This window comes from Shewanella sp. Arc9-LZ (assembly GCF_010092445.1).
Lineage (GTDB): Bacteria > Pseudomonadota > Gammaproteobacteria > Enterobacterales > Shewanellaceae > Shewanella.
Genome location: NZ_CP048031.1, coordinates 3,106,053 through 3,130,789, shown reverse-complemented (window position 1 = coordinate 3,130,789; position 24,737 = coordinate 3,106,053). Strand labels below are relative to the sequence as shown.

Genomic DNA, 24,737 nt, shown 5'->3' with positions numbered 1-24,737 from the left:
TACTAAGTCGATAAAGGAAATAGTTGCTGTGTTTGGACCATGCGGTCAACTCATTAAATTTAGTTATAAGAAAGGATATTGAAATGAGAGTTTATCGTTGCCTAACCATGATCTTTTTCGCTTTGCTGGTACCAAATAATATATATGCTAGTGAGCTTTCTGCGAAGAATAGCGATGTGACGATTGAGTTTACTATCGAGCCTACGCGATCTTTGAAGGTAACGTTTGAAAGTAGTGTGACTTTGCATTCAATAGTCATTAGAAATAATGATGGTTATTTACTTAACTTAGATGTTCAAGTGCCAAAAGATCCTGGGACTATTTTTTATTTTAATCTTCCTAAGTTACCTCCAGCTAAGTATCTTGTTAGATGGAAAAGTCAGCTTAATGGTGGCCCAATAAGCCTTGGTGAAGCAACGTTAACCTTAAATGATGACACCTATCCACGGCCTTCTACTAAAAAACCAAAGTACGATATTTTACATAGAAAACTACATGGGTAGTCATACTGCAATTACGTCATTCCTGAGATGCAGCTGATCGGGAATCCAGCTCTTTATTGCAGGACGAAGTCCGTCCTTGTCATTTGCGGCATAGCGTCCTTGATACTTTATATACCAAGAAATGGACTGCCAATTGAAGCGTTTTAGGCATTATTTTAAAGCGATGTTTACCTGTTGATACTCTTTTAGTGCTTGAGAGGTGTTTCCTGAACGAGATTGATTGATGCGACTGTAGTGCGCAATCGTTTTAGCTAAATAACGCATAGCAATGTCTTGCTGTACAGCATCACTCGCTTGCCAAATTACACTGCCTATAGGGTCCATGTCTGTAAGCGAATCATTAGCAACATTCGTGGGGAGTTTGGGATCACGTCTGATATAAAGGATTTCGTAGAAACGACGGTTTTCTTCAATCAGTTTTTCGTCAATTAATTCACAATTAAGCTTGATAAGTTGTTGGCGTAACTCATATTGATGATGAACTGGACACAAGATAAAATCGATTTTTCGGTTCGAATATTGCTGGCAAAGTGACCTAACAAACTCGATCATCAAATCTCCACCCACTCCGGCAACAATCACTAAGGGTGTATGCTCATCTTGATCCAAAGGGATCGCTGACACATCAACACAATGTACTTGCCATTTTGGTGGGTTTTGCTGTGGGTAAAAACGTTCGAGCTTGGCGGTTAACTGCTGCATCAATGCTGGCACAATGTCGACAAAATGGATTATAGCAGCATGTCTGTCTAGCAACGCGGCGCCGAGTAATCCATGGTCGCAACAGCAATCCCAAATATGAGTGTAACCATTGGGGATCATCATGTTGATATGTGCTAAGCGGTGGCCGAGTTTCATCTATTTATCAAGTTTGGAAGTGAACTTGCGCATTGTAATGATTTAAGTGACTAAGTGGTTAATTATTTCATATTTGCAGCTTGGCGTATTTAACGCTAATCTATACTGTAAATTTATACAGTTAAGTGGCGCGGTTCATTTCATTGAATATTAGCGACCCACCAGTGGATTATGATTTTATATATTGCTGAAAAACCCAGTCTAGGTCGTGCTATTGCCGATGTTCTGCCAAAACCACATAAAAAAGGTGATGGCTTTATCACTGCTGCTAATGGTGATTGCGTCTCATGGTGTATTGGCCATTTATTAGAGCAAGCCGAACCCGATGCCTATGACGATGCATTTAAGTCGTGGAAACTCGAACACCTTCCCATCGTGCCGCAAACGTGGAAGCTACAACCTAAACCTAAAACGCGCAGCCAACTTACGGTGTTACGAAAATTGGTCAAGCAAGCATCATCGATCATTAATGCTGGCGATCCAGACCGTGAAGGGCAGTTGCTGGTCGATGAAGTGATTTCTTATCTGGGTGTAAAAGGAGACAAGCTGAGTCAAGTTCAGCGCTTGTTAATCAGTGACTTAAACCCACAAGCGGTAAAACGTGCTTTAGGGCAATTACGCAGTAACCGAGAGTTTATTCCATTATCGACCTCTGCATTGGCCCGCAGCCGTGCTGATTGGCTATATGGCATGAACATGACCCGAGCCTACACGATTCAAGGCCGTAAAGTCGGCTATCAAGGCGTGTTGTCGGTTGGTCGAGTACAAACACCTTTGCTGGGGCTCGTCGTTCGTCGTGATGATGAGATTGCCGATTTCAAACCTAAAGCTTTTTATGAAGTCTTAGCGCATTTACTCACTGACCAACAACAAGCATTTACTGCCAAATGGCAACCTAGCGAAGCATGTCAGCCATATATGGATGAAGACGGCCGAGTATTAGCTAAAGGCTTAGCCGAAAATGTCGTTGCCCGTATCAATGGAAAACCAGCGGAAGTCACTAAAATTGAAGCTAAAGATAAGCGCCAAAACCCACCATTACCTTACAGCTTATCGGCACTGCAAATAGATGCAGCTAAACGTTTTGGTCTGTCAGCGAAAGAGGTACTGGATACTTGCCAAAGTTTGTATGAGCGCCACAAATTGATTACTTATCCGCGCTCAGACAGTCGCTATTTACCTAAAGAACAGCATGCTTTGGCAACAAAAGTATTGGACGCCGTGCTCAAAGGCGCTTCAGGCTTAATTGAGGGTTGTGAGTCTCCTAATAGCAAACTTAAATCTAAAGCGTGGGATGACACTAAAGTAGATGCTCACCATGCGATTGTGCCAACTGAAAAGGTCGCTAATTTATCGGCATTATCAAGTAACGAAGCTAAGTTATATCAACACGTGGCAAGGCAATATTTAGCCCAGTTCTATCCCGCTTATATCTATGCAGAAACCGCAGTTGAAGTGACCATTGCTGGTGGCTTATTTACCACTAAAGCACGTCAAGATAAAACCTTAGGCTGGAAACAACTGTTTAAACGTTCTGCCACTGCAAATCAAGCTAGTTCTAATTCAACTAGCAGTGACGACGACAATGAAGACGCGGTACAGTCTTTGCCTCCACTGGTTAAAGGTCAAATTTTGCATTGTCAGCGTGGTGAATTACTACAGAAAATGACCCAAGCGCCGAAGCATTTTACCGATGCCACTTTATTAGGTGCAATGACCGGCATTAGCCGTTATGTGACAAACAGCGAGATTAAAAAAATCCTTAAAGAAACCGATGGCTTAGGCACAGAGGCCACCCGGGCCGGCATTATTGAATTATTGTTTAAACGCGGATATTTGGTTCGCCAGGGTAAAGCCATTAAAGCGACGCCTGTGGGAGTTGGCTTAATACGCAGTTTACCCGATTCGGCCACCACACCCGACATGACTGCTTTATGGGAAAACAGCCTCGATGCTATCAGCCAAAAACGTTTAAAGTATGATGCTTTTATGCAGCCATTGTTGAGCCAATTAGATGGTCTTATCACTCAAGCATCGAGTCAATTACCCTCAGCATTACAAGGTGTTGCCAGTAGCGCGCCAAAGCGCAGTTTTAAAAAAACGTATAAAAAGAAGACTAAAGCAAAAGTGAAATAGTGGTAAGGTAATGTAGAGCTTGGAGGTTTTCCTCAGTTAAAGGGGTTACACCTGATTTACCCATATATTTGATGGAAATAATAAAATGGATCTTTTAACAAGAATAAAAAACTTGCTTAAGAAGCATAATATTAACGTTGAAACTGAATTATGTGATCTTGAGTCGAGCAATGACTTATTTCAAATTTTCGAAAGTATCACGCCAGAACGTTTTCTTCATTATGATCCAGAGTGTATTGATGGAATCGAATCATATAAATACGTATTTATGCAACATGTCGATGTGACACTTGGCGAATTTAAGCCAACTAATATTTCTGTCAGTGGGAGTATGGACACAACCGTCACGTTACAGTTTGAATATAAAGATAAAAAGAAGAAGTTTAGCATTCTCCAAGATGGGTCTAGCTGGGTTACAGATAGTTTTTATGACAAGCTAAATAATTTTATTCAAAAAGAATTGCAAAGTAAGTACCTGACTCTTCCTACCAGTGATCAAATGACGGCTGTGGTTTATTTACCTAAAAAAGTCGCTAATACAATTAATAAGCATTATATGGGAATGAGTAGTGCCGATGATATTGTCGCGTTTTTGGTTAAAGGCGGGCTTATTGAGCATATTAATTGGGATCATACCGCACCAGATGCATACAATAGTTATACTTCTGAAGGCGAAACCATTGCGACTGCAATACTAAAAGCGAAATTACCCGCAGGGACTCCTTACCCGCCCAATCCACGTATAGACGGGATGTTTGAAATGTTCACAGAGTCAACACCTGTTAATGTTCATCTACAGAATAAAAAGGGAGAAACACCTTATCGCTTGGCACTTACTGGTGACTCCGTGTTTTTGAAACAATCTTTAGGTAAAACAAGTCAAGATTGCATCAGTTTTTCTAAGGCACTCAGTAGGGAATTGCTTTCTATTAATCCGGAAATTTTGAAAATTATTGAGCCAATGAAAGACAGTTTGCAGCGCGCTAAATTCCATTCTCACTCTAGTTTTTATAGTGTGCTATTTTCCCTAGAAGACAATTTCATCATTAGTGAAAATTCATTTTCTATCGAGGGTAGAAAAAATACTGAGGGTGTTTTTTATTATGAAGTGTTCATTCAGAAAGCTGGCAATGGTAACAACACGATATTAAAAAACTTCTCTGAAACAGAAGTTGAAGATATCCAAGCTCTCATCAAGCAGTATTGCGATAATACCCTTTGGCACGACAGTTAAGCGGATAACACATATGGGTCTAGTGTCGGTTAATGGGCTAGCTGATGTTATTTGATGGCTTTGGCTGTCAATTTTTAATCAATGTCATAGTGAACCTTTACCCCATTAAGTTCATATTGTAGCGTTATGATAGATAACCTTATCAATAAAAAATTCAGGAGGGTGTTATGAAAAGCACACTAGTGTTAACGATATTTGCAGCAAGTTTATTGTCTTATGCATCTAATGCCACAGCAGATAAAACCATTTTAGCTGGTGGATGTTTTTGGTGTATGGAATCAGATTTTGAAAAGCTTGATGGCGTAACCGATGTGGTCTCAGGATTTACTGGCGGAAACATCAAAGACCCTACCTATAATGGTAACCACCGTGGTCATTATGAAGCGGTTGAAATAACATACGATCCTAGCAAAGTGAGCTACACAGAGCTGTTAGAACATTACTGGGTCAACATTGATCCTTTTGATGCAAGCGGACAGTTTTGCGATAAAGGTTCTAGCTATTTAAGTGCTATTTTTGTGGCAAACGACACCGAGCGACAAATTGCCCAACAGTCTAAATACAAAGTAGAAAAGCAGTTTCCGAATAATAAAGTGGTCACGCCAATTTTAAATGCGTCTACATTTTATCCTATAAAAGGTGATGAAAGTTATCATCAGGATTACTATAAAAACAACCCTATTAGATACAATGCTTACCGCTGGAACTGCGGCAGAGACAAAAGATTAAATGAAATTTGGGGCGATAAAGCAACACATTAGGCTTAATTTATGGCCGCAGCTACTTGTATTATCACTATTCAATTGAATTATGATTTTATACTGAATCAAATAAAACAAGGAATAGAATTAATGAAAGATTCAAGGAATGAAATAGCGAAATACGGCATAACCTTTGGAACAGCGTTATCTATCGCTATTTCATGGAGTGTAAACAAGTCTGTTTTATGGGCGATTTTTCATGGTTTTTTATCTTGGTTTTATGTCATCTGGCACGTTGTTACGCGATAGTCTTTTGCTTTTCCAACGCTGGAGTTAGCGAACGTTAAAACGTTAATGCCGTAGGCCAGAATTGAATAAGGTTATCGGAATAATAATGAATAAGATGTCATAGTTAGTCTTATCAATCCAACACGCTTTTATCGAGTATTCCTTTCTCTATTAGTTGCAACAAAATACTGCGAGTTTTGTCTTTAAGCATGTCACGCAGTAATCGCGCTGCGGGTGTAATAGATTGTCTGCTAGGAAATACCAACCAGAGTTCAGTGGATTTAACGGGATAGTCCGCCATTATCCTCACTAGGTTATTGGTCAGTAAGTCATGTGACATGTCTAAGCATGACTTAGCTGATATTCCTTTGCCATTAACGCACCAACGTCTAACTAAGTCTGCATCATTGGCAACCCGGTCACCGGATACTTTTACTTTAATACTGTTGTCAGCTTTGGTGAACTCCCAGATGTCGTGAGTTAAGTTTTGTAATTGATATAGCAGGGCATTATGTTCTGCCAATTCTTGTGGATGTGTTGGGGTGCCAAATTTATCAAGGTAAGTTTGTGATGCACAAATTAGCCTTGGCACATTACAAATTTTAAAGCCGTATAAATTAGCATCATTAGGTGAACCATAACGTAAAGCTAAATCGACAGCGTCGCGATAAAAGTCAACGTTGGCATCACTAATGCTGACTCTCAAACTCACTTTTGAATGAGTATCCATAAATTCATCAAGCCAAGGGATTACAATATTACGCCCCAGATCCGATGATATGGCTAAGCGTAAGTCACCATCAATAATGTCCAGCTCACCTTTCATGTTTTGCTTTGCTTGCTCCAGCATTAACATGGCTTGCTCACACTGCGGTATATACTTTTCGCCAGCGCTCGATAAACGAAGTTGCCGGGTGGTGCGAATAAATAACTCTACGCCTAAGTTAGCTTCTACTCGCTTTAGTGCTGCACTGGCGGTGGCGGTGCGCATGTCTAGATTGGTTGCCGCTGCAGTGATGCTGCGAAACTCTGCGACTTTAAGCACCACATAAAGGTCTTCTAATAACATGATTATCCATTTTTAATTGATAATGTTTCAATTATTATGCTGTTTATGGGAGATAAAACAAGCGCTAATATGGCTTCATCAAGTTTGAGCAACCTTATTTTATATATCACAGGAACAATCTTATGAAAGCTATTGGATATAAACAGTCTCTTGAAATTTCGAACCCAGAATCATTAATCGATGTGACATTGGATCAACCCATTGCAACAGGCCGTGATTTATTGATTAAAGTTAATGCCATCGCCGTTAACCCTGCCGATTATAAAGTGCGCTTAAACATGCCACCGGCAGACGGTGAAGTAAAAGTGATTGGTTGGGACGCGGTTGGCGAAGTCATTGCAACGGGTGATAAGGCAAGTCAATTTAAACCGGGTGATGTGGTGTACTATGCTGGTGATATTACTCGCACAGGAAGTAACGCTGAATATCAGTTAGTAGATGAACGCTTAGTGGGCATGAAGCCTAAGAGTTTATCGAATGCAGAAGCTGCTGCACTACCTTTAACGGCGATAACAGCATGGGAATTGTTGTTTGAACATTTATCGATTAAGCAGCAAAGCCCTGGCGCTGTAGAGAAATCAAACGAAGTGATTTTGGTTGTTGGCGCAGCGGGTGGTGTGGGTTCTATATTTGTACAATTGGCTAAAGCCATTACGGGTGCAACCATTATTGGTACCGCATCACGTGCCAGCTCAAGTGAGTGGGTTAAGAAATTGGGTGCGGACTATGTTGTCGACCACACTAAACCGCTTGTTGCGCAAATAGCGGCATTAAACATTGGCCCTGTTACTCATGTTGCGAGCCTAAACAGCACCGATACTTATTTTGACAGTTACACAGAGTTATTAGCACCGTTTGGTAAGATTGCGATGATTGACGATCCAGTTGCGCTTGATGTGACTAAATTAAAGCTAAAGAGTTTGTCATTACATTGGGAGTTTATGTTTGCTCGTTCGATGTTTAACGCAGTCGATATGGATGAGCAGGGACGTTTACTTAACCGAGTAGCGGATCTTGTCGACCAAGGTTTTATTCAAACTACGTTAGGCCAGCACATGGGCGCAATAAATGCTGCAAATCTTCGTGCTGCACATGAGGCGTTAGAAGCTGGCCGTGCGATTGGTAAAATTGTGTTAGAAGGGTTTTAATTAAGACCTTAAATTATATTATTGAGTAATGTTAAATACTTATATTATCGAACACTTATATTATCGAACAGGAATCAACATGTCACATTTAACGATTGTAGCCAATATTAAAGCCAAAGCGGACAAAATTGAATTGGTGAAAACTGAGTTACTGAAGCTGATTGACGTTACACGCGCTGAACAAGGGTGTATTAGCTATGAATTACACCGAGACAATGATAACTCTGCTCACTTTATGTTTTATGAGACTTGGCAGACCCGTGAATTATGGCGTGTGCATATGGAAAATCAGCATTTAGCCGATTTTGTGGCTGCAACTCAAGGCGCTGTTGATGAATTTACGTTGAATGAAATGACCGTTATCGACTAGTTTTATTCAAGTTGGCGATTCAATTGAATGACATCCAAAAGCAGAACATAAAATGTTCTGCTTTTTTGTCGATTTTTTTTAGTCTCTTATGAGACACTCAAGTGATAAATCGACTTGATTAAACCTAGTTCAGGTTAAATATTAGGATAAGTGGCAAGATGGAAATCAGATTTACGCAGTTGCAGTGTTGTTCATCGAGTGTCACAGTCGATATTGATGATTGGGTGATTGAATCACAACAATCTTGGGGGGTATTTAGCACCGAAGGTGATGTCGGTGCATTACTTGGTCAGTTATTAACCCAGCAAGTTGATGCACAAACCTTAACGTATAGTGGCGATATTACCGGTGTCACGCCAGCTTGTGTGGCATTAGTGTCATTGCTTGAGCAACAATCACTGCTTGAAGCTATTTTAGAGCAAGATGACAGTGAGTCACTGGGATATACCGATCCTAAAACGACCGTGTTTGGGGTTGTTTTTAATCAATGCAATGACAATGACTTAACCCATCAATTGCTGCAGCAATTAGATTTAACGCATTTAAGCTTAAGTCCTTTTGCTCAATTGTCTACCGGTGAAGGGCGCAGAGTAATGCTTGCCCGTGCAGTAGCAACCCAAGTGCCTTTTTTAGTGCTCGACGAGCCTTATGCAGGCCTTGATGTTGCGCACAGACAGACCCTGACAGAATATTTACAACAATTATCTCAAACCAAACAAATACTGGTCGTGGTGTCGCGTGAAGAAGATATGCCAGATTGGATTGAACATGTTGCTATGTTTAGTCATGGTAAATTAGACACTATGATGACCAAATCACAGTGGGACAACCATCCTGTAATTGCCCAGTTAACGGCGCAAGCGGGTCAACAAAGCGATGATATGTTAGCGCTTATTCGTCGACACAGACACAAGCCATTATTTGCTAACCCGGTTTTTCAGTTAAACAATGGACGAGTGGCTTACAGCGATAAAGTGATTTTCTCGGGTGTGAACTGGCGTATTGATAATGGCGTGCATTGGCAGGTCAAAGGGCCTAATGGCTGTGGTAAGAGTACTTTGCTTGGGCTTATTTTTGGTGACCATCCACAATGTTACAGTAATGACATTGATATTTTTGGTAACAAAAGAGGTTCTGGCGAAAGTATTTGGGAAATTAAAAAACACATCGGTATGGTGTCTTCGGCATTACATCTTCAATACCGGGTTAATTGCAGTGCACTGGATGTGATTGTTTCTGGCTTTTATGATTCTATTGGTTTGTACCAAAAACCGACGGCACAACAAATATCTGTCGCTACAGAATGGTTGGCCATTTTACACATGGGCCATTTAAGTAAAACCGCTTTTCGACAATTAGAATATGGTCAACAACGCTTATTACTCATTGCTCGCGCCATAGTGAAACAACCCACCTTATTGATCCTCGATGAGCCTTATCAAGGTTTGGATTATTTGGGACGCCGACTGATTAAAAATGCCCTTGAACTCATTGCCAAAGAACACTTAAGTCAATTGTTGTATGTCTCGCATTATCAAGAAGATAGCCTAGACAGTATTCAGCATTATATTGAGTTTGTGCAAGATGAAAACCAAGATGGTTATCGGGCGGTGGTTTCTCAGGGGTAATTCCATCGTGTTTAAAGAGTCTCTAAATAGCTAACTTAGGTTGGCTATTTTTGTTTGTGAGTTTATTTTCTAATAATAATTGATAATGTTTCAATTATTATGCTGTATATGGCGATTAAACTTTTGTATATCATAACCACATTAACGCCGATAGCCTTGAATATTGAGTGAATTGAGCTGTAATAGGGCTATAGACATACAGCGACACGCTTAAGGAAACTGATGCTACTTGATACACCCATTTGCGATTATGGCTGGAAAGCCCCAGATTTCACCTTGAAAGATGCCAATGGTAATGCTTTTACCATGAGTGAGCACTTAGGAGAAAAGGGCTTATTAATTATGTTTATTTGTAATCATTGTCCTTATGTTAAAGCCGTTGCGACGCGTTTAGCTGCGGATACAAAGCAATTAATGGCTGAAGGCATCAATGTGTTAGCGGTTATGTCTAATGATTATCATGATGTTGAGGCCGACTCGCCACAAAATATGCTGTGTTTTGCCAAGCAACATGGTTTTGAATTTGCTTATTTAGTGGACGAAGATCAGCAAGTGGCTAAGCAATATGGTGCAGTGTGCACTCCTGACTTTTTTGGTTTTAATCATTTCGGTGAATTGCAATATCGTGGCAGGTTAGATGATGCGCGTTTGCAAGATGCGCCGAACAGAGAACCTGAACTATTACAAGCCATGCAAATGATTGCTGCAATAGGCAAAGGGCCTAAACAACAAACAGCCAGCATGGGTTGCTCTATTAAATGGCGATAAGCCATTTTAGTTAGCTATAAATTTAATGAGCTATAAACCTTGAAAAATTGTTTTTAAGCACAATAATAATGCAAAGAAATTTTTAAGTTAACTGTGTTGTTAACTAATTGTATTTATTGTTAATTTGTATTTTTTTTTTTGAGTTTAGTTTGAGTTTAGTTTGAGTTTTAGATGTTATTTACGACCAATGGTTGTGACTAACAAGGTTAGTTACTCGATGATATTAATCAACAGCATTAATCAATGTCGTTAACTGCCAGTCCTTTTAATGATTGTTAAAATCGAGATATCACATGACCAATGCCATTATTGCTGATTTAGAAAAACGTTACACTGCCAAACGCTATGATGCGACTCAACGCGTGCCTAAAGAAGATTTAGCCGTGATTTATGATGCTATGGTGTTATCGCCGTCATCAATTAACTCTCAACCATGGAAGTTTATCGTGATTGAAAGTGACGAGGCCAAGCAACGTTTACATGACTCTTATGCTAATAAGTTTCAGTTTAATCAACCGCATGCTAAAACGGCCTCACATACTATATTGTTTGCATATAACCCTAAGTATACCCGTGAAGATTATGCCAAAGTGGTAGATCAAGGCATTATTGATGGCCGTACTAAGCCTGAAGATCGCGAAGCTGCATTTGGTGGATACGCATTTGTTGACTTAAACACTGATGAAGCGGGTAACAATGCGGCTTGGACTATGTCACAAACCTATTTAGCATTAGGTAACACTATGCATACGCTAGCGCGTCTTGGTATCGACTCTACGCCAATGGAAGGTGTTGATAGTGAAATGCTAGGCCAAATATTTGCTAAAGAGTTGGACGGTTATGTGTGTGAAGTTGCATTAGCATTTGGTTATCATCATTCAGATGAAGACTACAACGCCAAGTTACCAAAATCTCGTTTAAACATTGAGCAAGTATTACAGGTTTTATAATTGATCCGTCGCTATTTACGCGACTGATATTAATGAAAAAGGGGGCATAAGAGTAATCTCATGCCCCCTTTTTTAAGTTACTGAAGCTGAACACGTTGACCAGTATTGAGTCACTAGCGCAAACAGTGGCCACGATTGAGGCTGATCAATTTATCGAGTACGCGTTCGCCGTCCATACGAATACCATTGTGCTCATATTCTGATGTGAGCCAATACTTAAGGTTCGCCACTTTTTTTGTGGTTTCTAAACTGTATTGCATTTCGACAAACATATCTTCGCTGTATATCGCGGCTGCAACCGGGACTTTATTATTAGCCAGTTTCTCTAGGTCATATAACGCAGGCCAGTCTTTTTTCGCTGCGATAAGTTCAGCTGCTTGTTGCAGTGGAATGAGTTGTTCAAATTGGGCAAACATCCACGGATAGACCATTTCGCCAGTGAACAATAATGGTTTGTCAGGACGATAGTTAAATTGGCTGTATTGTGCTCGTACTCTGTGTGCGGCCCAAGTTGATGCTTGTTGCTGACAATAAATAGACTCATGCATTAATGCAAAAATAGGGTTGGTGTTATAGTCGAGAAATTGACTGAACTGATGTAAAAACAGTGGATTAATGTCGATACCATGCGGCGTTTCAATTAAGGCTTGTTCAAGCAGATAGTAAACCGCTTCAGGGCCTTGTTCCATACCGATATTAATGCCTAACAACTGCAACATTTCGACCGTGAGTTGCTCGCCAGTGGCTAAGTAGACTTTGTTTTCGTAAAGGTATTTTGCTAAGTCATCGACTAAGGTGCGTGCATCACTAAAGCGCTTGAAGAAGTCATTGTTTTTAGCGATGACACGTTGATAAGTGGCTTGATAAACCTCTTCGGCAGGGCGGTCTAGTGAAGGAATACCACCAGTAATGTATGCCTCTTTTAGGCCTTCTGGCGCAGCAGACAAATAATGCAATACACAAAACCCACCAAAACTTTGGCCTAAAATACTCCAAGGTTGGTCTGGCGATAATTTTGCGCGAATATACTCCGCATCTCGAACAATATTGTCTGCACGGAAAAAGCTTAGGTAGTCCGCTTGGTCTGTTGAACTCATGTAGCTTAAGCTGGTGGCATTAACCGGGCTTGATAGTCCGGTGCCTCGTTGATCGAGTAATAATACTCTATATTCAGTTAACGCACGTTTTATCCAACCGTTATTGCTGATCGGTCTGACGGCACCAAATCCTGGCCCACCTTGAAAAAATACTAAATAAGGCAACTTTTTATGTTGGTTCTCAACGCTGACAATTTCCCGAGCGAAAACTGTAATCTGTTTACTTGGACTTTGTTGATAGTCTAACGGCACAGAGAAAAAGTGCTTACGAGCAACAATGTCTGCTAAGGTGAGTTCTGTGTGCATATAATGCCTATTCAGTGTTGATTAATGGGGCAGCAATTTTTTTCAAACTCTGATGTACCGGTGCTATTTTTTGGTGTTAGAGGCGCATCTATATGGTTTGATTCATACGGTGTTTGGGCGCTTATTTAGGCGCGAATGGTACTATTTTATTAGCCTTCTTAACGATTAACAATCGGTAACTCGATGGAAATCACATTAAATAGGTATCTAGATCAAATCTGCCTAGGTAAAATTAACTGATAATTAACCGAATGATCATAAAGAACGAGGTTGTCGATGAAGTATCAAATCATCCCCGTAACGCCTTTTCAGCAAAATTGTAGTGTTATATGGTGCGAAAAGACCTTAAAGGCTGCGGTTGTTGATCCTGGTGGCAATATTGACCGAATTTTAGCTGAGGTGGCTAAGTTAGGGTTAAGTGTTGAAAAAATATTATTAACCCATGGTCATATTGATCATGTCGGTGGTGCAGCTGAATTAGCCAAAAAATTAGCGGTGCCGATTATTGGTCCGCACATAGCGGATAAATTTTGGTTAGAAAACTTAGTTAAACAAAGTCAAAACTTTGGTTTTCCACGCGCTGAAGCTTTTGAGCCGAATCAGTACCTTAATGAAGGTGATGAAGTGAGTGTAGGAGAACAACATTTACAGGTGTTGCATTGTCCAGGGCATACACCCGGACACATTGTTTTTTATGATAAAATGGCTGATTTAGCTTGGGTTGGCGATGTGCTTTTTAGAGGCTCAATTGGTCGAACTGATTTTCCGCAATCTAATCATCAAGATTTACTTCACTCCATTACCACCAAATTATGGCCATTAGGGCTCAATGTCAGTTTTATTCCCGGTCATGGGCCTATGTCGACGTTCGCTGATGAGCGACAACATAACCCTTTTGTTGCCGATCAGTTATTTGATTAACAATTTGTTATGTGATCAGGTCATTGAGGTTATTTATTAATAAGTTGAAACCATTGATTCTTTGCATTGTAAACGCAGTCTGTTAGCTTAAGATAATGCGTTTACAAATGATGGACAGCCAACATGGTTCAACACCTCGTTGATTTACTCGATACCTGGTTACCTTCTTATCAAGAAGACTGGGTACTCGCCGTTCTTACCCAAGTACAAGGGTCTTCTTACCGCAAACCTGGCGCCATAATGCTATTTCATCCAATGGGTAAAAGCCTGGGGATGTTAAGTGGTGGTTGTCTTGAGGCGGATTTACGTCGTCACGCCCAACGTGCGATTCAAACTCAGCAAGTTATTCAGTTAACCTATGACGCAACCGATGAGTCTGATACCAGTTATCAGCTGGGCTGTGGTGGTATTGTTAATATCATGATGGTGTCGTTAAATAAATCGAACAATTATCTTGGTTTGGTGAGTGTCCATGACGCCTTAATGCGTGGTCATGCAGGTGTGTATCAAATTGATGTTGTTGCAGATGGCACGCCGGTCAATAAACTAAGTGGTCACTTTGTCGAACAAGGCGCCGAGCTATCAACATCTGTCACTCTCAATAGTAAAACTCGCGCAGTAGTCGATCAAGATAATACTGTGTTGCATATTCCAGTTAGACCACCAGTACACATTGGTATTTTTGGTGGTGGCTTAGATGCACAACCTATTGCACAAATGGCGCAAACACTTGGTTGGAAAGTCAGTGTGTTTGATGAACGTACTGCTTATGCGCGTACTTATGATTTTCCTGGATGTCAGATCATCAAGAAACCAACAGCAGAAGTGTCTACAACACTTTTGGCTAGTTTAGATGCCGCCTTTGTGATGAGCCATAATTTACAAATTGATGCTAAAACATTACAGGTACTCCAAACCATACCTTTGGCTTATATTTCGTTATTGGGTCCTACCCATCGTCGTGACAAGGTGTTGAGCATGGCTGAACTCAGTGTCGATGATTTTAGTGGCTATTTTTCGGCACCTGCAGGGTTAGCATTAGGCGGCGAGCTGCCTGGTTCGGTTGGGCTCAGTATATTATCTCAATGCCATGGAGTGCTGTATCAAAGTCAGTTAACCAGCCTTGATACGGTGATGTTGTCATAAACTCTCAGAGTACATGCATTCATGAAGCCTAAAATTGTTACTGTAATCTTAGCCGCTGGCGCTAGCAGCCGTTTTAACGGTGCTAAAATTGTCGCCAAAGTGCAAGGCGAACTAAGCTTACTTGAGCATTGCCTGCAGACTCTCGATCGCGTCACCACCGCAGTGGGTATCGCCCCAGCGGTGGTAATGTTAGGTGCACATCAAACGGATGAAGTATTGGCGATCATTGCGGATCATCATCGGCTCATCAATGATAATTGGCAGTTAGGCTTATCAAGCTCGGTAAAACTTGCAGGGCGTTATGCTCAAAGCCAACAAGCAGATGCAATGTTAATCGTATTAGCCGACCAAGTGGCTTTGCAAGAAACAGAGTATTTGCAATTGATAGAAGCCTATATTCGTAATAACTTAACTACTTGCGCTTTTTACCTGCAAAATGTGGGTGTTCCAGCTATTTTTTTAGCTGAAGATATTAATGTTTTGATGTCGATTGATGGCGATAAAGGTGCTAAAAGCATTTTAAAACAACATGATAAAAATAATAGCTTGAACGTTGTTCAGATGGAACAAGCGCAATTTGATATTGATACACCAGCTGACTTAGCTCGTTGGTTAGATAATAAGGATTAATTATGACAACCCCAACACAAAAACTGATGGTAAATGGAAAGGATTTCACCCTCGATGCTGACCCTAATATGCCCGTTCTTTGGGCATTGCGTGACATATTAGGCCTAACTGGCACCAAATTTGGTTGTGGCGCAGGGCTTTGTGGGGCATGCACTATTCATGTTGATGGTAGTCCTATGCGCGGGTGTTTAACCAGTTTAAAACAAGTACAAGGCAAGCAAGTTACCACTATTGAAGGTCTTGAGGCTGAAAAGTTAAAGCAAGCTTGGTTAGAACATAATGTACCGCAATGTGGTTATTGTCAGGCGGGGCAGTTAATGTCTGCTGCTGCGTTATTAACCTCGACGCCCAAACCTACTGAAACACAAATAGCCGATGCCATGTCGGGTAATATTTGTCGTTGTGGGACTTATCCACGGATAAAAGCCGCTATTCAATCGGCTTCGGAGGCGTGATCATGACCACATTTACAGCAGTTGAAAATATTAGTCGTCGTAACGTATTAAAGATATTTGGTGCAGTCGGTGGTGGATTAGCGTTAGGCGCAACAGGCTTAAGTTGGAGCCCAATGGCGTTAGCTCAAGACAAGCAAGCAATGATGAACTTGTTTGTGGCCATTGGGGAAGATAATAAGGTGTATTTGACTTGTCATCGATCTGAGATGGGACAAGGGATCCGAACGGGCATACCACAAATTTTAGCTGATGAATTGGAAGCTGATTGGGATAAGGTTGTCGTGGTTCAAGGTTTAGCAGATAAACGTTACGGCAGCCAAAATACCGATGGTAGCCGCAGTATCCGTAAGCATTATCAACGTATGCGCCAAATGGGCGCAACCGCCAGAACCATGCTTGAACAAGCCGCAGCACAAATATGGCAAGTTCCAGTGACTGAAGTGTACGCTAAAGCTCATAAAGTCCATCACAAAGGCAGTAAAAAGAGTCTTACTTACGGTGAGTTAGCACTAGTTGCAGCGACATTAGCGATGCCAGAGTTAGATTCGGTTGTGCTCAAGCCCGAAAGTGAATTCACTCATATCGGTCAATCCCACACCATTGTCGACATGGATGCGATGCTAACGGGTAAAGCAATATACGGATATGATATTAAACTCGATGGAATGTTGTATGCCAGTATCACTCGTCCGCCAGTGTTAGGCAGTGATGTGGTTAGTGTTGATGATGCAAAAGCTCGTAAGATTGCTGGGGTGGTTGATATTATTACTTTGCCAGTGCCTAAAGGTGCGCCATTATTCCAAGCTCTAGGTGGGGTTGCCGTGATTGCAACAAACAGCTGGAGTGCAATTGAAGCACGTAAAGCGTTAACCATTACCTGGTCTAAATCGATTAATGATAGTCATGACTCAGAGACATATTTGCAAGGCTTGGTTGAGAGAGTTAACCAACCGGGTAAAGTGATGCGTCAATTAGGTGAGTCTGTTACTGATTGGCCAAAAGCTTCTACGGTTAAGGCCGTTTATACCGTTCCGTATTTAACTCATGCAATGATGGAGCCGCCAGTAGCAACGGCGAATGTGACGGCTGAAGGTTGCGAGTTGTGGGCTTCGAGCCAAACACCACAAAGTACCCAGCAAAATGTGGCAGGTGCGTTAGGGCTTAAAGAAGAGCAAGTTACGGTTAATGTGACTTTGTTGGGCGGTGGTTTTGGACGTAAATCAAAGCCGGACTTTAGTGTTGAAGCTGCTATTTTATCGCAAAAACTCAATAAGCCGATCAAAGTCTGCTGGAGTCGAGAAGACGAAATTCAAAACGGTTATTACCATGCGATCAGTGCACAGATGTATCAAGTTGCATTAGACTGCAATAAGATGCCGACAGCATTATTAGCGCGTACTGGTTTCCCTTCAATTAGTTCAACATTTGCCGAAGGTGTTGAATATCCTTCAGCTGGCGAACTTGATTTAGGCTTTAGCGATGTACCGCTAGCCCTTAAAAATATCCAACTTGAAGCCGTTAAAGCTCCTGCCCACACTCGTATAGGTTGGATGCGGTCAGTATGTAATATTCAACATGCTTTTGGTATTGGCAGTTTTGTCGACGAAATAGCGGTAAATGCTAACAAACCCTGTGTGCAAATGTGGCGTGATTTATTAGGTCCGTCTCGAATTGAGCCGTTTGAAAATCAAGCTTTTACTTATGGTAATTACGGTGAGGAGTTAGCGGATCATCCTGTTGATGTGGGCCGTTATCATAAGGCGTTAGATAAGTTAGAAGCGGTAATGGCAGATGCGCCTAAAGCGGCTGAAAACCAAGGTTGGGGTATGGCTGTTCATCGCAGTTTTGTTAGCTATGTTGCGGTAGCAACATTAGTTGAAGTGGTGGATAAACAGCTCAAAGTATTGAAATCCATAGCGGTGATTGACGCCGGTAGAGTGGTTAATCCTGATCGGGTTAAATCACAACTAGAAGGCGCAATCATTTTTGGGCTAAGTTTAGCCATGATGGGCGAAATCAGCTTTAAAGATGGCAAGGTTGAACAATCTAACTTCCATGATTATCCTTTATTGCGTTTACCGCAATGCCCTGATATTGAGACCTATATTATTGAGTCTACGGCAAAACCTGCCGGTGTTGGTGAGCCAGGCGTACCGCCTGTTGCGCCGAGTTTAACCAATGCGATTTTTGCGGCCACGGGGATCAGATATCGCGATTTACCGCTTAATAAGTTTTTATCGATCTAGCCATTTTCGTGAGCTATAGCACTTAAGTTTTATTATCTTAAGCCGATAATAAATAAGCCAAATGCCTAAGTGTATGCGCACTTAGGCATTATTATTGTGTGCAAAAAAAAATTTAAAAATGTTGGTTATTGAATAGTAATTGAATCTGAATAATCAGACTCTTCTATAATATTAATTGGCGTTTGTGTGGGTGTTATTCGTTTATGTCGTTTTGTTCTCACTGTTGAGATAATGGCCAATTGCCTTAGGAAGCTTATATGAAGCAAATCCAGTTTAGAAAAATTGATGCAATCTTGATTAAATTCAGCCTAAATGGAAAATTTTGGGTGGTGTGTTCACTTGTGGCATTGATCACCAGTGTTGTAGCGCTAATGAATTACCAACAAACAAACGACTTAATTGAACAAACATCGTTACAACGTGTTAAAGCAAGTATTGAAAGTTATGCTTCGGTTGCTAATAATCAAGGTTTAGCAAATGATGCCCTTAAGCAATTTGCCCAAGAAAATCAATTGCAGCTATCTGGGCGCGACAATACGTTACGTAGCGGCGATGTAGTGACGGCATCGGCGAGTGTGGGCAACCAATTTTTAACGATGAGTCAAAATGTACAACCGTCGGAACAAGAGCCGTTAAGCCAAACTAGTTTTATGTTAATAATCGCATTGGTGGGTTTATTACCCTTATTTCAGTTGAGTTACTGGATCTCAACCTCATTAGGGGGAGGTTTATGGGAAATGTACATGGCAATCAAGCGTCTAGCTGACGGTGATTTAACCATGAGGTTAAATTTTTTTGGTACAGACGACTTCAGTTTAATCGCCAAAGATATTGATCGTTGCGCCGATAATATGAGTGAAATGGTCAGTGCTATCCGCAGTAATGCTGAAACCTTGGCTGTTGCCGCTAACGAGTTTAATCATCAAGCCAGTACCAACGACGAGCTGATTGATCAGCAACATCACTTTTTAGACTCAGTGGCACACGCCATGGATCAAATGACGGCCGCCATAGCCGATGTGTCACATCACGCGAGTGATACATCATTAAATACTAAGCAAAATGCAACGCAAATGGATCAAAGCCAAAGTAAGATTAACGATGCCGTCAAACGTATTAGCTATTTGTCTGAGCGTATCGCTGAAGCGTTTTCATCTGTCGAGCAGCTCTCCCGCGATGCCACCCAAATTAATGATGCTGTTACTACCATTGATAGTATTTCTGAACAAACCAATTTATTGGCATTAAATGCTGCCATTGAAGCGGCGCGTGCCGGGGAGCAAGGTCGTGGTTTTGCTGTGGTGGCGGACGAAGTGCGAACCCTTGCGGGGCGTACCCAAAAAGCCACCGTAGAAATTCAAAACATGATTGAAGGGTTGCAACAAGGTTCTAAAAAACTGACCAGTATTACCAATGTGATTGTTGCTGAAGCAGACCAAGGGAGTGCGAGCATTAAGGCGGTCGGTGATGATATTACTCATATGGCTGAGTCTATTAATGCGGTGTTCGATATGAGCAGCCAAATAGCCGCATCCGCGGAACAACAAAGCATGTCTGCGAGGGATATCGCCTCACAACTTAATCAAATTCGTCATCAATCGGAAACGATTCGCAGTACTTCCAAACAAGCTGGTGTATTAGCTAAAGATTTGAATCAATCGTCTAAAGGCTTAGCTGCGATTTTAAGTCAATATAAAATCTAGCGCTTACAGCCTTATCATTAAAGAGGAGATCGTTGATATATTTTTGATTAGCTTGAAATAAAGTACTAAGGTATCTGGTCTGTTACTAAGTTGTTAAGTGGTGATTTAAGTGTATTGACTCTAATTAGTCGTCGAACACCACTTGAGTTAGTCGCATTACACTATTAGATATTTGTGAATAGCATGGTGTATGTGTCATCGCTACCTTATTGCGGCGCTTTATTGTGTTATTAGGCAAACATCATTAGGAGTATAAATGATTATTATCTCTACGCGCGTTGTTATAGCGCTGACCTTAAGCTGTGTATTATTGAGTACCTCTGCCGCGATCGCAGCACCTCAGAGTATTGCGGTGTTAAACGCCCAAGGCCAACCAGCACAAAACATGGTGGTGTATTTACTCCCCAGCGACCCTGCCAATATTGTTACCACCGTTGCTCCGCCAAAAGCTGAAGTTCATCAAAAAGATAAGCAGTTTTCTCCCTATATTACTGTTGTACAAAAAGGCAATGATGTGGCTTTTGTCAATGAAGATGATATTACTCATCATATTTTTTCTGCATTAGGGCCGAAGCGTTTTTCATTCAAACTTCGTCATCAGCAACAACAGCAAATATTGAGATTTGAGCAAACAGGGCATGTGTCTATGGGCTGCAATGTTCATGACTGGATGTCTGGACATTTATTGGTGGTCGACACCCCATATTATGCTGTGACCAATTTAGAAGGGATAGTAGCATTTGCGGATTTACCTGCTGATGACTTCAAGCTGGTTGTGTGGCATCCACAGCTAAAAATGCCTGATAATCAGCAAGTGAAAACTGTTCATTTCCCTAGAGATAACGCTATGACTATCACCTTACAGGCAGAATTTGATAATATTCCCAGCCAGCAAAGTTTAGATGAATTTGAATTTTTAGAAGGATACTAGTATTGCTATTTTTTAATCGGTTGCAAACTCGGATTTTTGCTTTTTTTGTATTGCTAATCATTGCCGTACTGAGTTTGTCTTTTTGGTTAACGTATCAATCTAATCAAAGGTTAGAGCAACAGTATGTGGCCAATCAACTTGAAGTAGCGAGTTTAGTTTTCGAGTCGCAATATGATAACCGAAATTATTATTTGGCTGCATTTGCCGCGACGGCCGCAAAGGATTTTGGTTTAAAAGATATCTTTATTGATGGCGATAATCGTAGTTTTCTAGTGGCGTTAAATAATCATCGCAGTCGGATTAATGCATCTTTAGCAATGGCGGTGTCTGCTGAAGGTAAAGTTATTGGCCAGCTGGTGGCTTCACAAGGTGAATTAGGTCGTGAAGCCGTTGCTCTGGGCTCGGAGCAGAACGAGGTGTTTCGATACAAGTTAGGTTCTGAATTTGAAACACTAAGTCCATTCTATTTATTAGATAATAAACTGTATCAAATTAAGTTTTCACCACTCACTAGTGGCGGTAATAGCGTTATCGGTTGGGTGGGTTTTGGGTTTCTTATTGATGATACCTTAGCTAATTCGTTGCAGAAGCTCACCGGCTTAAACAGCGGTTTTATGTTAACAACTGAAAGTAAAGTCACTGAAATTGGTCATTCAGGTCTGTCGTTGCCTGAAGATGAAAGCTCATTATTATCGCGTTATATCATTGAAGAGAAAACCAACCACGATTATATTCTCTGGAAGCAATCTTTAGGTGAAGTCGATGGTCAGTCTTTACATGCCTATATGTATAAATCCCGCTCTGATTTATTGGCATCAATAGAGTCTCAGTGGTTACAACAAGTTGCGGTGTTAGTCATGATGTTACCGGTGTCCTTACTGTTGGCGTTTTGGATATCGGGCAGTATCACTCGACCTATTACACAGTTAATTGCCCAGGCACGTTTTATCGCACAAGGTAATTATGATTCTAATGTGAGTGTCGATTCCAGTATTGAGCTACAGCAATTAGCCAATGAATTTACCTCGATGCAGCAAGCTATTCTACAACGAGAAAAAGCCATTGCTCATCAAGCCTATCATGACCCATTAACCAATTTAGGCAATCGTAATGAATTACAGCGCATGATTGAACCTTGGTTAGTATCGGGGTCAACCATGGGGCTGTGTTTAATTAATATTCGCCGTATGACTGAAATTAATGTCACCTTAGGTCACGCTGTAGGTGATGAAGTAATTAAAGAAGTGGCTAAACGTTTATGTGAGGTTAATCCCGATGCCTTAGCTTATCGATTGTCGGGTGATGAGTTCGTTTTAGCATTTAAGCATTGTGAACATCAATCGTTTGATGTGCTTCTCAAAAAGCTTCAAGATCAGATTGGCCAAGATTATCACTATCAAGATGTAATGTTACATTTGCAGTTTACTGCTGGTGTCAGTTTTTATCAGCCAAACGTAGATATTGTTACCCTGCTAAGACAAGCTGACACGGCTTTGCAGCACGCTAAAATAAATAAGCGTGATTATCAAATCTACGATGCCAATATCGATAAAAATAGCATTGAACGTTTTCAACTCATTAACGAGCTTAAAGTGGCGATTGAGCAAAATCAGTTAGTGCTTTACTACCAACCAAAATTAAACTTAGCCAAACAAAAAATTACCCATGTTGAAGCGTTAGTTCGCTGGGATCATCCCGCTAGAGGCATTATTCCACCGGATACGTTTATTCCTATCGCTGAAAAAACCATGCAAATGGATGCATTGACCCGCTGGGTGATTACCGAAGCGATAGCTCAATATCATCGTTGGCAATTACTGGGCATTGATATGTGTATAGCAGTAAATATTTCGGCTGAAAATTTAAAAGACGAGCAATTTTGCCACTGGGTCATTAATGCCCTCGCTGAGCATAATGTACCTGTTACCGCGATGACGTTAGAAATAACTGAAGATGCGGTGGTATCTGATCCCGAGCTGGCAATAAAACAGCTCACGTTATTGCGTCAAAATGGACTCACGTTATCAATAGATGACTATGGCACTGGCTATTCTTCATTGGCACAATTGAAACAGCTGCCGGTCGATGAACTTAAAATTGATAAGTCGTTTGTGCAAAAGTTACTTGAAAATGAAGCAGACCAAATCATTGTGCAATCGACGTTACAATTAGCTCATAATTTAGGCCTTAAAGTGGTTGCCGAAGGCATTGAAGACAAGGCTACTTTAGAATGGTTAACCAATCTAAACTGCGAAATGGGCCAAGGCTTTTATTTGTCGCGACCATTGCCTGAACAACAGTTTAATGACTGGTTAGGGCAATCTGATTACCTGTAGGAGAATTGATTATTTGCGGCTTACGTACAAGGATAGTGTGTTGCTTACTGTGTGTGAGTAGCAGTATTTATGCCGAACCATTGGATAATGACGTGATTGGTCATGCAGATGTTGAGCATGATTTCAGTGGCGTGATAGATGTCCGTGTTGGTTATGCCGATAGCATCGATTCATATTTGGATGGTGGATTGGGCAAGTTTGGCGTTGATAATGGCGCGCACTTAGCCTTATCACAACTGGGGTTAAGTTATCACAGCCAATGGGGCGATGCCTGGTCGAGTCGTATTGTGGCGAATGGATATGTTGATGGTATCAATAATGGATTGGGTATCACTGAAGCCATTTTACGTTATCGGGATATTCCGAGTGAGCAAGGTATTCGGTTTGATGTTCAGTTTGGCTTGATGTATCCGCAAATATCGTTAGAAAATGTCGCTACCGCATGGGCATCACCTTTCACCTTAAACTATTCAACCATGAATAGTTGGCTGGCCGAAGAGGTTAGGCACATTGGCCTGTCGACAACGGTTGAATCATTAGGGAAATATCGGCAATCAGAGCATGATTTTTCGTTAACTGCAGAAGCCTTTATGTTTAACGATACCACCGGCGCTATGCTGGCCTGGCATGGCTGGACTCAAACCTCAAGACAAACATTAGTGCAAGAAACCATTCCTATCACTGCCATTCCTGCAATGGAAGAGGAGGGTATGTTAGAGGCCCAAGCCGCTAACTCAGACCCTTTTACTGAACTTGACGACCGCATTGGTGGGCATGTACTCGCAAAGTGGACTTGGCGTAATAAAGGCAGTGTTCAAGCGGGTTACTATGATAATAACGCCAATACGCATATTGTTAAGCAAGGTCAATATGTGTGGTTGACTCAGTTTGGTCATGTTGGCGCAAAATGGCGTTTGCCTTTTGGTGTCAGTTTAATCAGTCAATTTATGCAAGGAACCACCTTAATGACCAACACTGATGGTTATCCTGTGGTCGATAATGATTTTCAATCGGGTTACGTGTTATTGAGTAAACGTTGGGACAAGCACAGATTAAGTTTAAGAGTTGAAGACTTTTCTGTTACCGATAATGATCTTACTCCTGAAGATAATAATAATGAAGATGGCCAATCATTGACCCTTGCGTATCAATATCAACTCGATAGACCGTGGTTTATCCAATTTGAATACAATGCTGTTGATTCAACTCGTCCTGCTAGAGCGTATCTTAATGAATCGGTCGAACTGCTTGAGCAACAATGGCAAGTGTCTAGCCGTTACTTTTTTTAGTTAAGCCTACTGCAAGTTAATTCA

Annotated in this window: 22 protein-coding genes; 19 read left to right on the top strand and 3 right to left on the bottom strand. The window is 41.1% G+C overall.

What is annotated here, in order from left to right:
* The first annotated feature begins 83 nt into the window (after window positions 1-83).
* The gene (locus tag GUY17_RS13420) at window positions 84-503 is read left to right on the top strand and encodes a copper resistance protein CopC (RefSeq protein ID WP_162023437.1); all 420 of its coding nucleotides are present in this window, start codon (window positions 84-86) and stop codon (window positions 501-503) included.
* 150 nt (window positions 504-653) lie between these two features.
* Here the strand turns inward: GUY17_RS13420 and GUY17_RS13415 are convergent, their stop codons facing one another.
* Window positions 654-1,361: a tRNA (adenine(22)-N(1))-methyltransferase TrmK gene (locus tag GUY17_RS13415; protein ID WP_162023436.1), complete on the bottom strand. Its 708-nt coding sequence runs from the start codon at window positions 1,359-1,361 to the stop codon at window positions 654-656.
* A 171-nt stretch (window positions 1,362-1,532) separates the two neighbouring features.
* Between GUY17_RS13415 and GUY17_RS13410 the strand changes: the two genes are divergently transcribed.
* The 4 genes from GUY17_RS13410 (at window position 1,533) to GUY17_RS13395 (ending at window position 5,741) form a co-directional block, all read left to right on the top strand.
* On the top strand, window positions 1,533-3,497 hold the full coding sequence (locus GUY17_RS13410) for a DNA topoisomerase III (protein WP_162023435.1): 1,965 nt from the start codon (window positions 1,533-1,535) through the stop codon (window positions 3,495-3,497).
* A gap of 85 nt (window positions 3,498-3,582) precedes the next feature.
* Window positions 3,583-4,731 carry a hypothetical protein gene (locus GUY17_RS13405; protein WP_162023434.1) on the top strand — a complete coding sequence of 383 codons (1,149 nt, stop codon included), beginning with the start codon at window positions 3,583-3,585 and terminating at the stop codon, window positions 4,729-4,731.
* A gap of 167 nt (window positions 4,732-4,898) precedes the next feature.
* Window positions 4,899-5,492 carry a peptide-methionine (S)-S-oxide reductase MsrA gene (gene msrA, locus GUY17_RS13400; RefSeq protein ID WP_162023433.1) on the top strand — a complete coding sequence of 198 codons (594 nt, stop codon included), beginning with the start codon at window positions 4,899-4,901 and terminating at the stop codon, window positions 5,490-5,492.
* A 9-nt stretch (window positions 5,493-5,501) separates the two neighbouring features.
* Window positions 5,502-5,741: a hypothetical protein gene (locus tag GUY17_RS13395; protein ID WP_162021953.1), complete on the top strand. Its 240-nt coding sequence runs from the start codon at window positions 5,502-5,504 to the stop codon at window positions 5,739-5,741.
* A gap of 112 nt (window positions 5,742-5,853) precedes the next feature.
* On the opposite strand, the gene GUY17_RS13390 is transcribed toward GUY17_RS13395, so the two are convergent.
* Window positions 5,854-6,789 carry a LysR family transcriptional regulator gene (locus tag GUY17_RS13390; RefSeq protein ID WP_162023432.1) on the bottom strand — a complete coding sequence of 312 codons (936 nt, stop codon included), beginning with the start codon at window positions 6,787-6,789 and terminating at the stop codon, window positions 5,854-5,856.
* A 122-nt stretch (window positions 6,790-6,911) separates the two neighbouring features.
* On the opposite strand from GUY17_RS13390, the gene GUY17_RS13385 reads away from it, so the two are divergent.
* The 5 genes from GUY17_RS13385 (at window position 6,912) to GUY17_RS13365 (ending at window position 11,653) form a co-directional block, all read left to right on the top strand.
* Window positions 6,912-7,937 (top strand): zinc-binding alcohol dehydrogenase family protein, encoded by a 1,026-nt coding sequence (locus tag GUY17_RS13385; protein ID WP_162023431.1) that lies wholly within the window; start codon window positions 6,912-6,914, stop codon window positions 7,935-7,937.
* A gap of 79 nt (window positions 7,938-8,016) precedes the next feature.
* Window positions 8,017-8,307, top strand: a complete 291-nt coding sequence (locus tag GUY17_RS13380; RefSeq protein WP_162023430.1) for a putative quinol monooxygenase — start codon at window positions 8,017-8,019, stop codon at window positions 8,305-8,307.
* Window positions 8,308-8,465: 158 nt separating this feature from the next.
* Window positions 8,466-9,935, top strand: coding sequence for an ATP-binding cassette domain-containing protein (locus tag GUY17_RS13375; protein WP_162023429.1), 1,470 nt, complete (start codon window positions 8,466-8,468; stop codon window positions 9,933-9,935).
* Between the two features lie 222 nt (window positions 9,936-10,157).
* A complete protein-coding gene (locus GUY17_RS13370; protein WP_162023428.1) occupies window positions 10,158-10,703 on the top strand; it encodes a thioredoxin family protein in 546 nt (181 codons plus the stop codon).
* A 293-nt stretch (window positions 10,704-10,996) separates the two neighbouring features.
* On the top strand, window positions 10,997-11,653 hold the full coding sequence (locus GUY17_RS13365) for a nitroreductase family protein (RefSeq protein ID WP_162023427.1): 657 nt from the start codon (window positions 10,997-10,999) through the stop codon (window positions 11,651-11,653).
* Window positions 11,654-11,766: 113 nt separating this feature from the next.
* Here the strand turns inward: GUY17_RS13365 and GUY17_RS13360 are convergent, their stop codons facing one another.
* Window positions 11,767-13,056 carry an alpha/beta fold hydrolase gene (locus GUY17_RS13360; RefSeq protein ID WP_101086737.1) on the bottom strand — a complete coding sequence of 430 codons (1,290 nt, stop codon included), beginning with the start codon at window positions 13,054-13,056 and terminating at the stop codon, window positions 11,767-11,769.
* A 276-nt stretch (window positions 13,057-13,332) separates the two neighbouring features.
* Between GUY17_RS13360 and GUY17_RS13355 the strand changes: the two genes are divergently transcribed.
* From GUY17_RS13355 to GUY17_RS13315, 9 genes are all read left to right on the top strand, one after another.
* Window positions 13,333-13,977: an MBL fold metallo-hydrolase gene (locus tag GUY17_RS13355; RefSeq protein ID WP_162023426.1), complete on the top strand. Its 645-nt coding sequence runs from the start codon at window positions 13,333-13,335 to the stop codon at window positions 13,975-13,977.
* Window positions 13,978-14,100: 123 nt separating this feature from the next.
* The gene (locus GUY17_RS13350; RefSeq protein WP_162023425.1) at window positions 14,101-15,123 is read left to right on the top strand and encodes an XdhC family protein; all 1,023 of its coding nucleotides are present in this window, start codon (window positions 14,101-14,103) and stop codon (window positions 15,121-15,123) included.
* A 21-nt stretch (window positions 15,124-15,144) separates the two neighbouring features.
* Window positions 15,145-15,753, top strand: a complete 609-nt coding sequence (locus tag GUY17_RS13345; protein WP_162023424.1) for a nucleotidyltransferase family protein — start codon at window positions 15,145-15,147, stop codon at window positions 15,751-15,753.
* A gap of 2 nt (window positions 15,754-15,755) precedes the next feature.
* A complete protein-coding gene (locus GUY17_RS13340; protein WP_101086741.1) occupies window positions 15,756-16,208 on the top strand; it encodes a (2Fe-2S)-binding protein in 453 nt (150 codons plus the stop codon).
* Between the two features lie 2 nt (window positions 16,209-16,210).
* On the top strand, window positions 16,211-18,454 hold the full coding sequence (locus tag GUY17_RS13335) for a molybdopterin cofactor-binding domain-containing protein (protein ID WP_162023423.1): 2,244 nt from the start codon (window positions 16,211-16,213) through the stop codon (window positions 18,452-18,454).
* Window positions 18,455-18,711: 257 nt separating this feature from the next.
* Complete coding sequence (locus GUY17_RS13330; protein ID WP_101086743.1) at window positions 18,712-20,157, top strand: methyl-accepting chemotaxis protein; 1,446 nt, start codon at window positions 18,712-18,714, stop codon at window positions 20,155-20,157.
* A gap of 256 nt (window positions 20,158-20,413) precedes the next feature.
* The gene (locus tag GUY17_RS13325) at window positions 20,414-21,088 is read left to right on the top strand and encodes a hypothetical protein (RefSeq protein ID WP_254439824.1); all 675 of its coding nucleotides are present in this window, start codon (window positions 20,414-20,416) and stop codon (window positions 21,086-21,088) included.
* A gap of 2 nt (window positions 21,089-21,090) precedes the next feature.
* A complete protein-coding gene (locus GUY17_RS13320; RefSeq protein ID WP_162023422.1) occupies window positions 21,091-23,424 on the top strand; it encodes an EAL domain-containing protein in 2,334 nt (777 codons plus the stop codon).
* A gap of 53 nt (window positions 23,425-23,477) precedes the next feature.
* Window positions 23,478-24,713: a hypothetical protein gene (locus GUY17_RS13315; protein WP_254439823.1), complete on the top strand. Its 1,236-nt coding sequence runs from the start codon at window positions 23,478-23,480 to the stop codon at window positions 24,711-24,713.
* The last annotated feature ends 24 nt before the right edge of the window (window positions 24,714-24,737 follow it).

Coding starts and splice junctions, on each gene's coding strand:
- GUY17_RS13335 (WP_162023423.1), top strand. CDS start 16,211: ATGACCACATTTACAGCAGTTGAAAATATTAGTCGTCGTAACGTATTA.
- GUY17_RS13420 (WP_162023437.1), top strand. CDS start 84: ATGAGAGTTTATCGTTGCCTAACCATGATCTTTTTCGCTTTGCTGGTA.
- GUY17_RS13415 (WP_162023436.1), bottom strand. CDS start 1,361: ATGAAACTCGGCCACCGCTTAGCACATATCAACATGATGATCCCCAAT.
- GUY17_RS13345 (WP_162023424.1), top strand. CDS start 15,145: ATGAAGCCTAAAATTGTTACTGTAATCTTAGCCGCTGGCGCTAGCAGC.
- msrA (WP_162023433.1), top strand. CDS start 4,899: ATGAAAAGCACACTAGTGTTAACGATATTTGCAGCAAGTTTATTGTCT.
- GUY17_RS13365 (WP_162023427.1), top strand. CDS start 10,997: ATGACCAATGCCATTATTGCTGATTTAGAAAAACGTTACACTGCCAAA.
- GUY17_RS13370 (WP_162023428.1), top strand. CDS start 10,158: ATGCTACTTGATACACCCATTTGCGATTATGGCTGGAAAGCCCCAGAT.
- GUY17_RS13395 (WP_162021953.1), top strand. CDS start 5,502: ATGGCCGCAGCTACTTGTATTATCACTATTCAATTGAATTATGATTTT.
- GUY17_RS13360 (WP_101086737.1), bottom strand. CDS start 13,056: ATGCACACAGAACTCACCTTAGCAGACATTGTTGCTCGTAAGCACTTT.
- GUY17_RS13355 (WP_162023426.1), top strand. CDS start 13,333: ATGAAGTATCAAATCATCCCCGTAACGCCTTTTCAGCAAAATTGTAGT.
- GUY17_RS13410 (WP_162023435.1), top strand. CDS start 1,533: ATGATTTTATATATTGCTGAAAAACCCAGTCTAGGTCGTGCTATTGCC.
- GUY17_RS13385 (WP_162023431.1), top strand. CDS start 6,912: ATGAAAGCTATTGGATATAAACAGTCTCTTGAAATTTCGAACCCAGAA.
- GUY17_RS13375 (WP_162023429.1), top strand. CDS start 8,466: ATGGAAATCAGATTTACGCAGTTGCAGTGTTGTTCATCGAGTGTCACA.
- GUY17_RS13380 (WP_162023430.1), top strand. CDS start 8,017: ATGTCACATTTAACGATTGTAGCCAATATTAAAGCCAAAGCGGACAAA.
- GUY17_RS13325 (WP_254439824.1), top strand. CDS start 20,414: ATGATTATTATCTCTACGCGCGTTGTTATAGCGCTGACCTTAAGCTGT.
- GUY17_RS13340 (WP_101086741.1), top strand. CDS start 15,756: ATGACAACCCCAACACAAAAACTGATGGTAAATGGAAAGGATTTCACC.
- GUY17_RS13405 (WP_162023434.1), top strand. CDS start 3,583: ATGGATCTTTTAACAAGAATAAAAAACTTGCTTAAGAAGCATAATATT.
- GUY17_RS13330 (WP_101086743.1), top strand. CDS start 18,712: ATGAAGCAAATCCAGTTTAGAAAAATTGATGCAATCTTGATTAAATTC.
- GUY17_RS13390 (WP_162023432.1), bottom strand. CDS start 6,789: ATGTTATTAGAAGACCTTTATGTGGTGCTTAAAGTCGCAGAGTTTCGC.
- GUY17_RS13350 (WP_162023425.1), top strand. CDS start 14,101: ATGGTTCAACACCTCGTTGATTTACTCGATACCTGGTTACCTTCTTAT.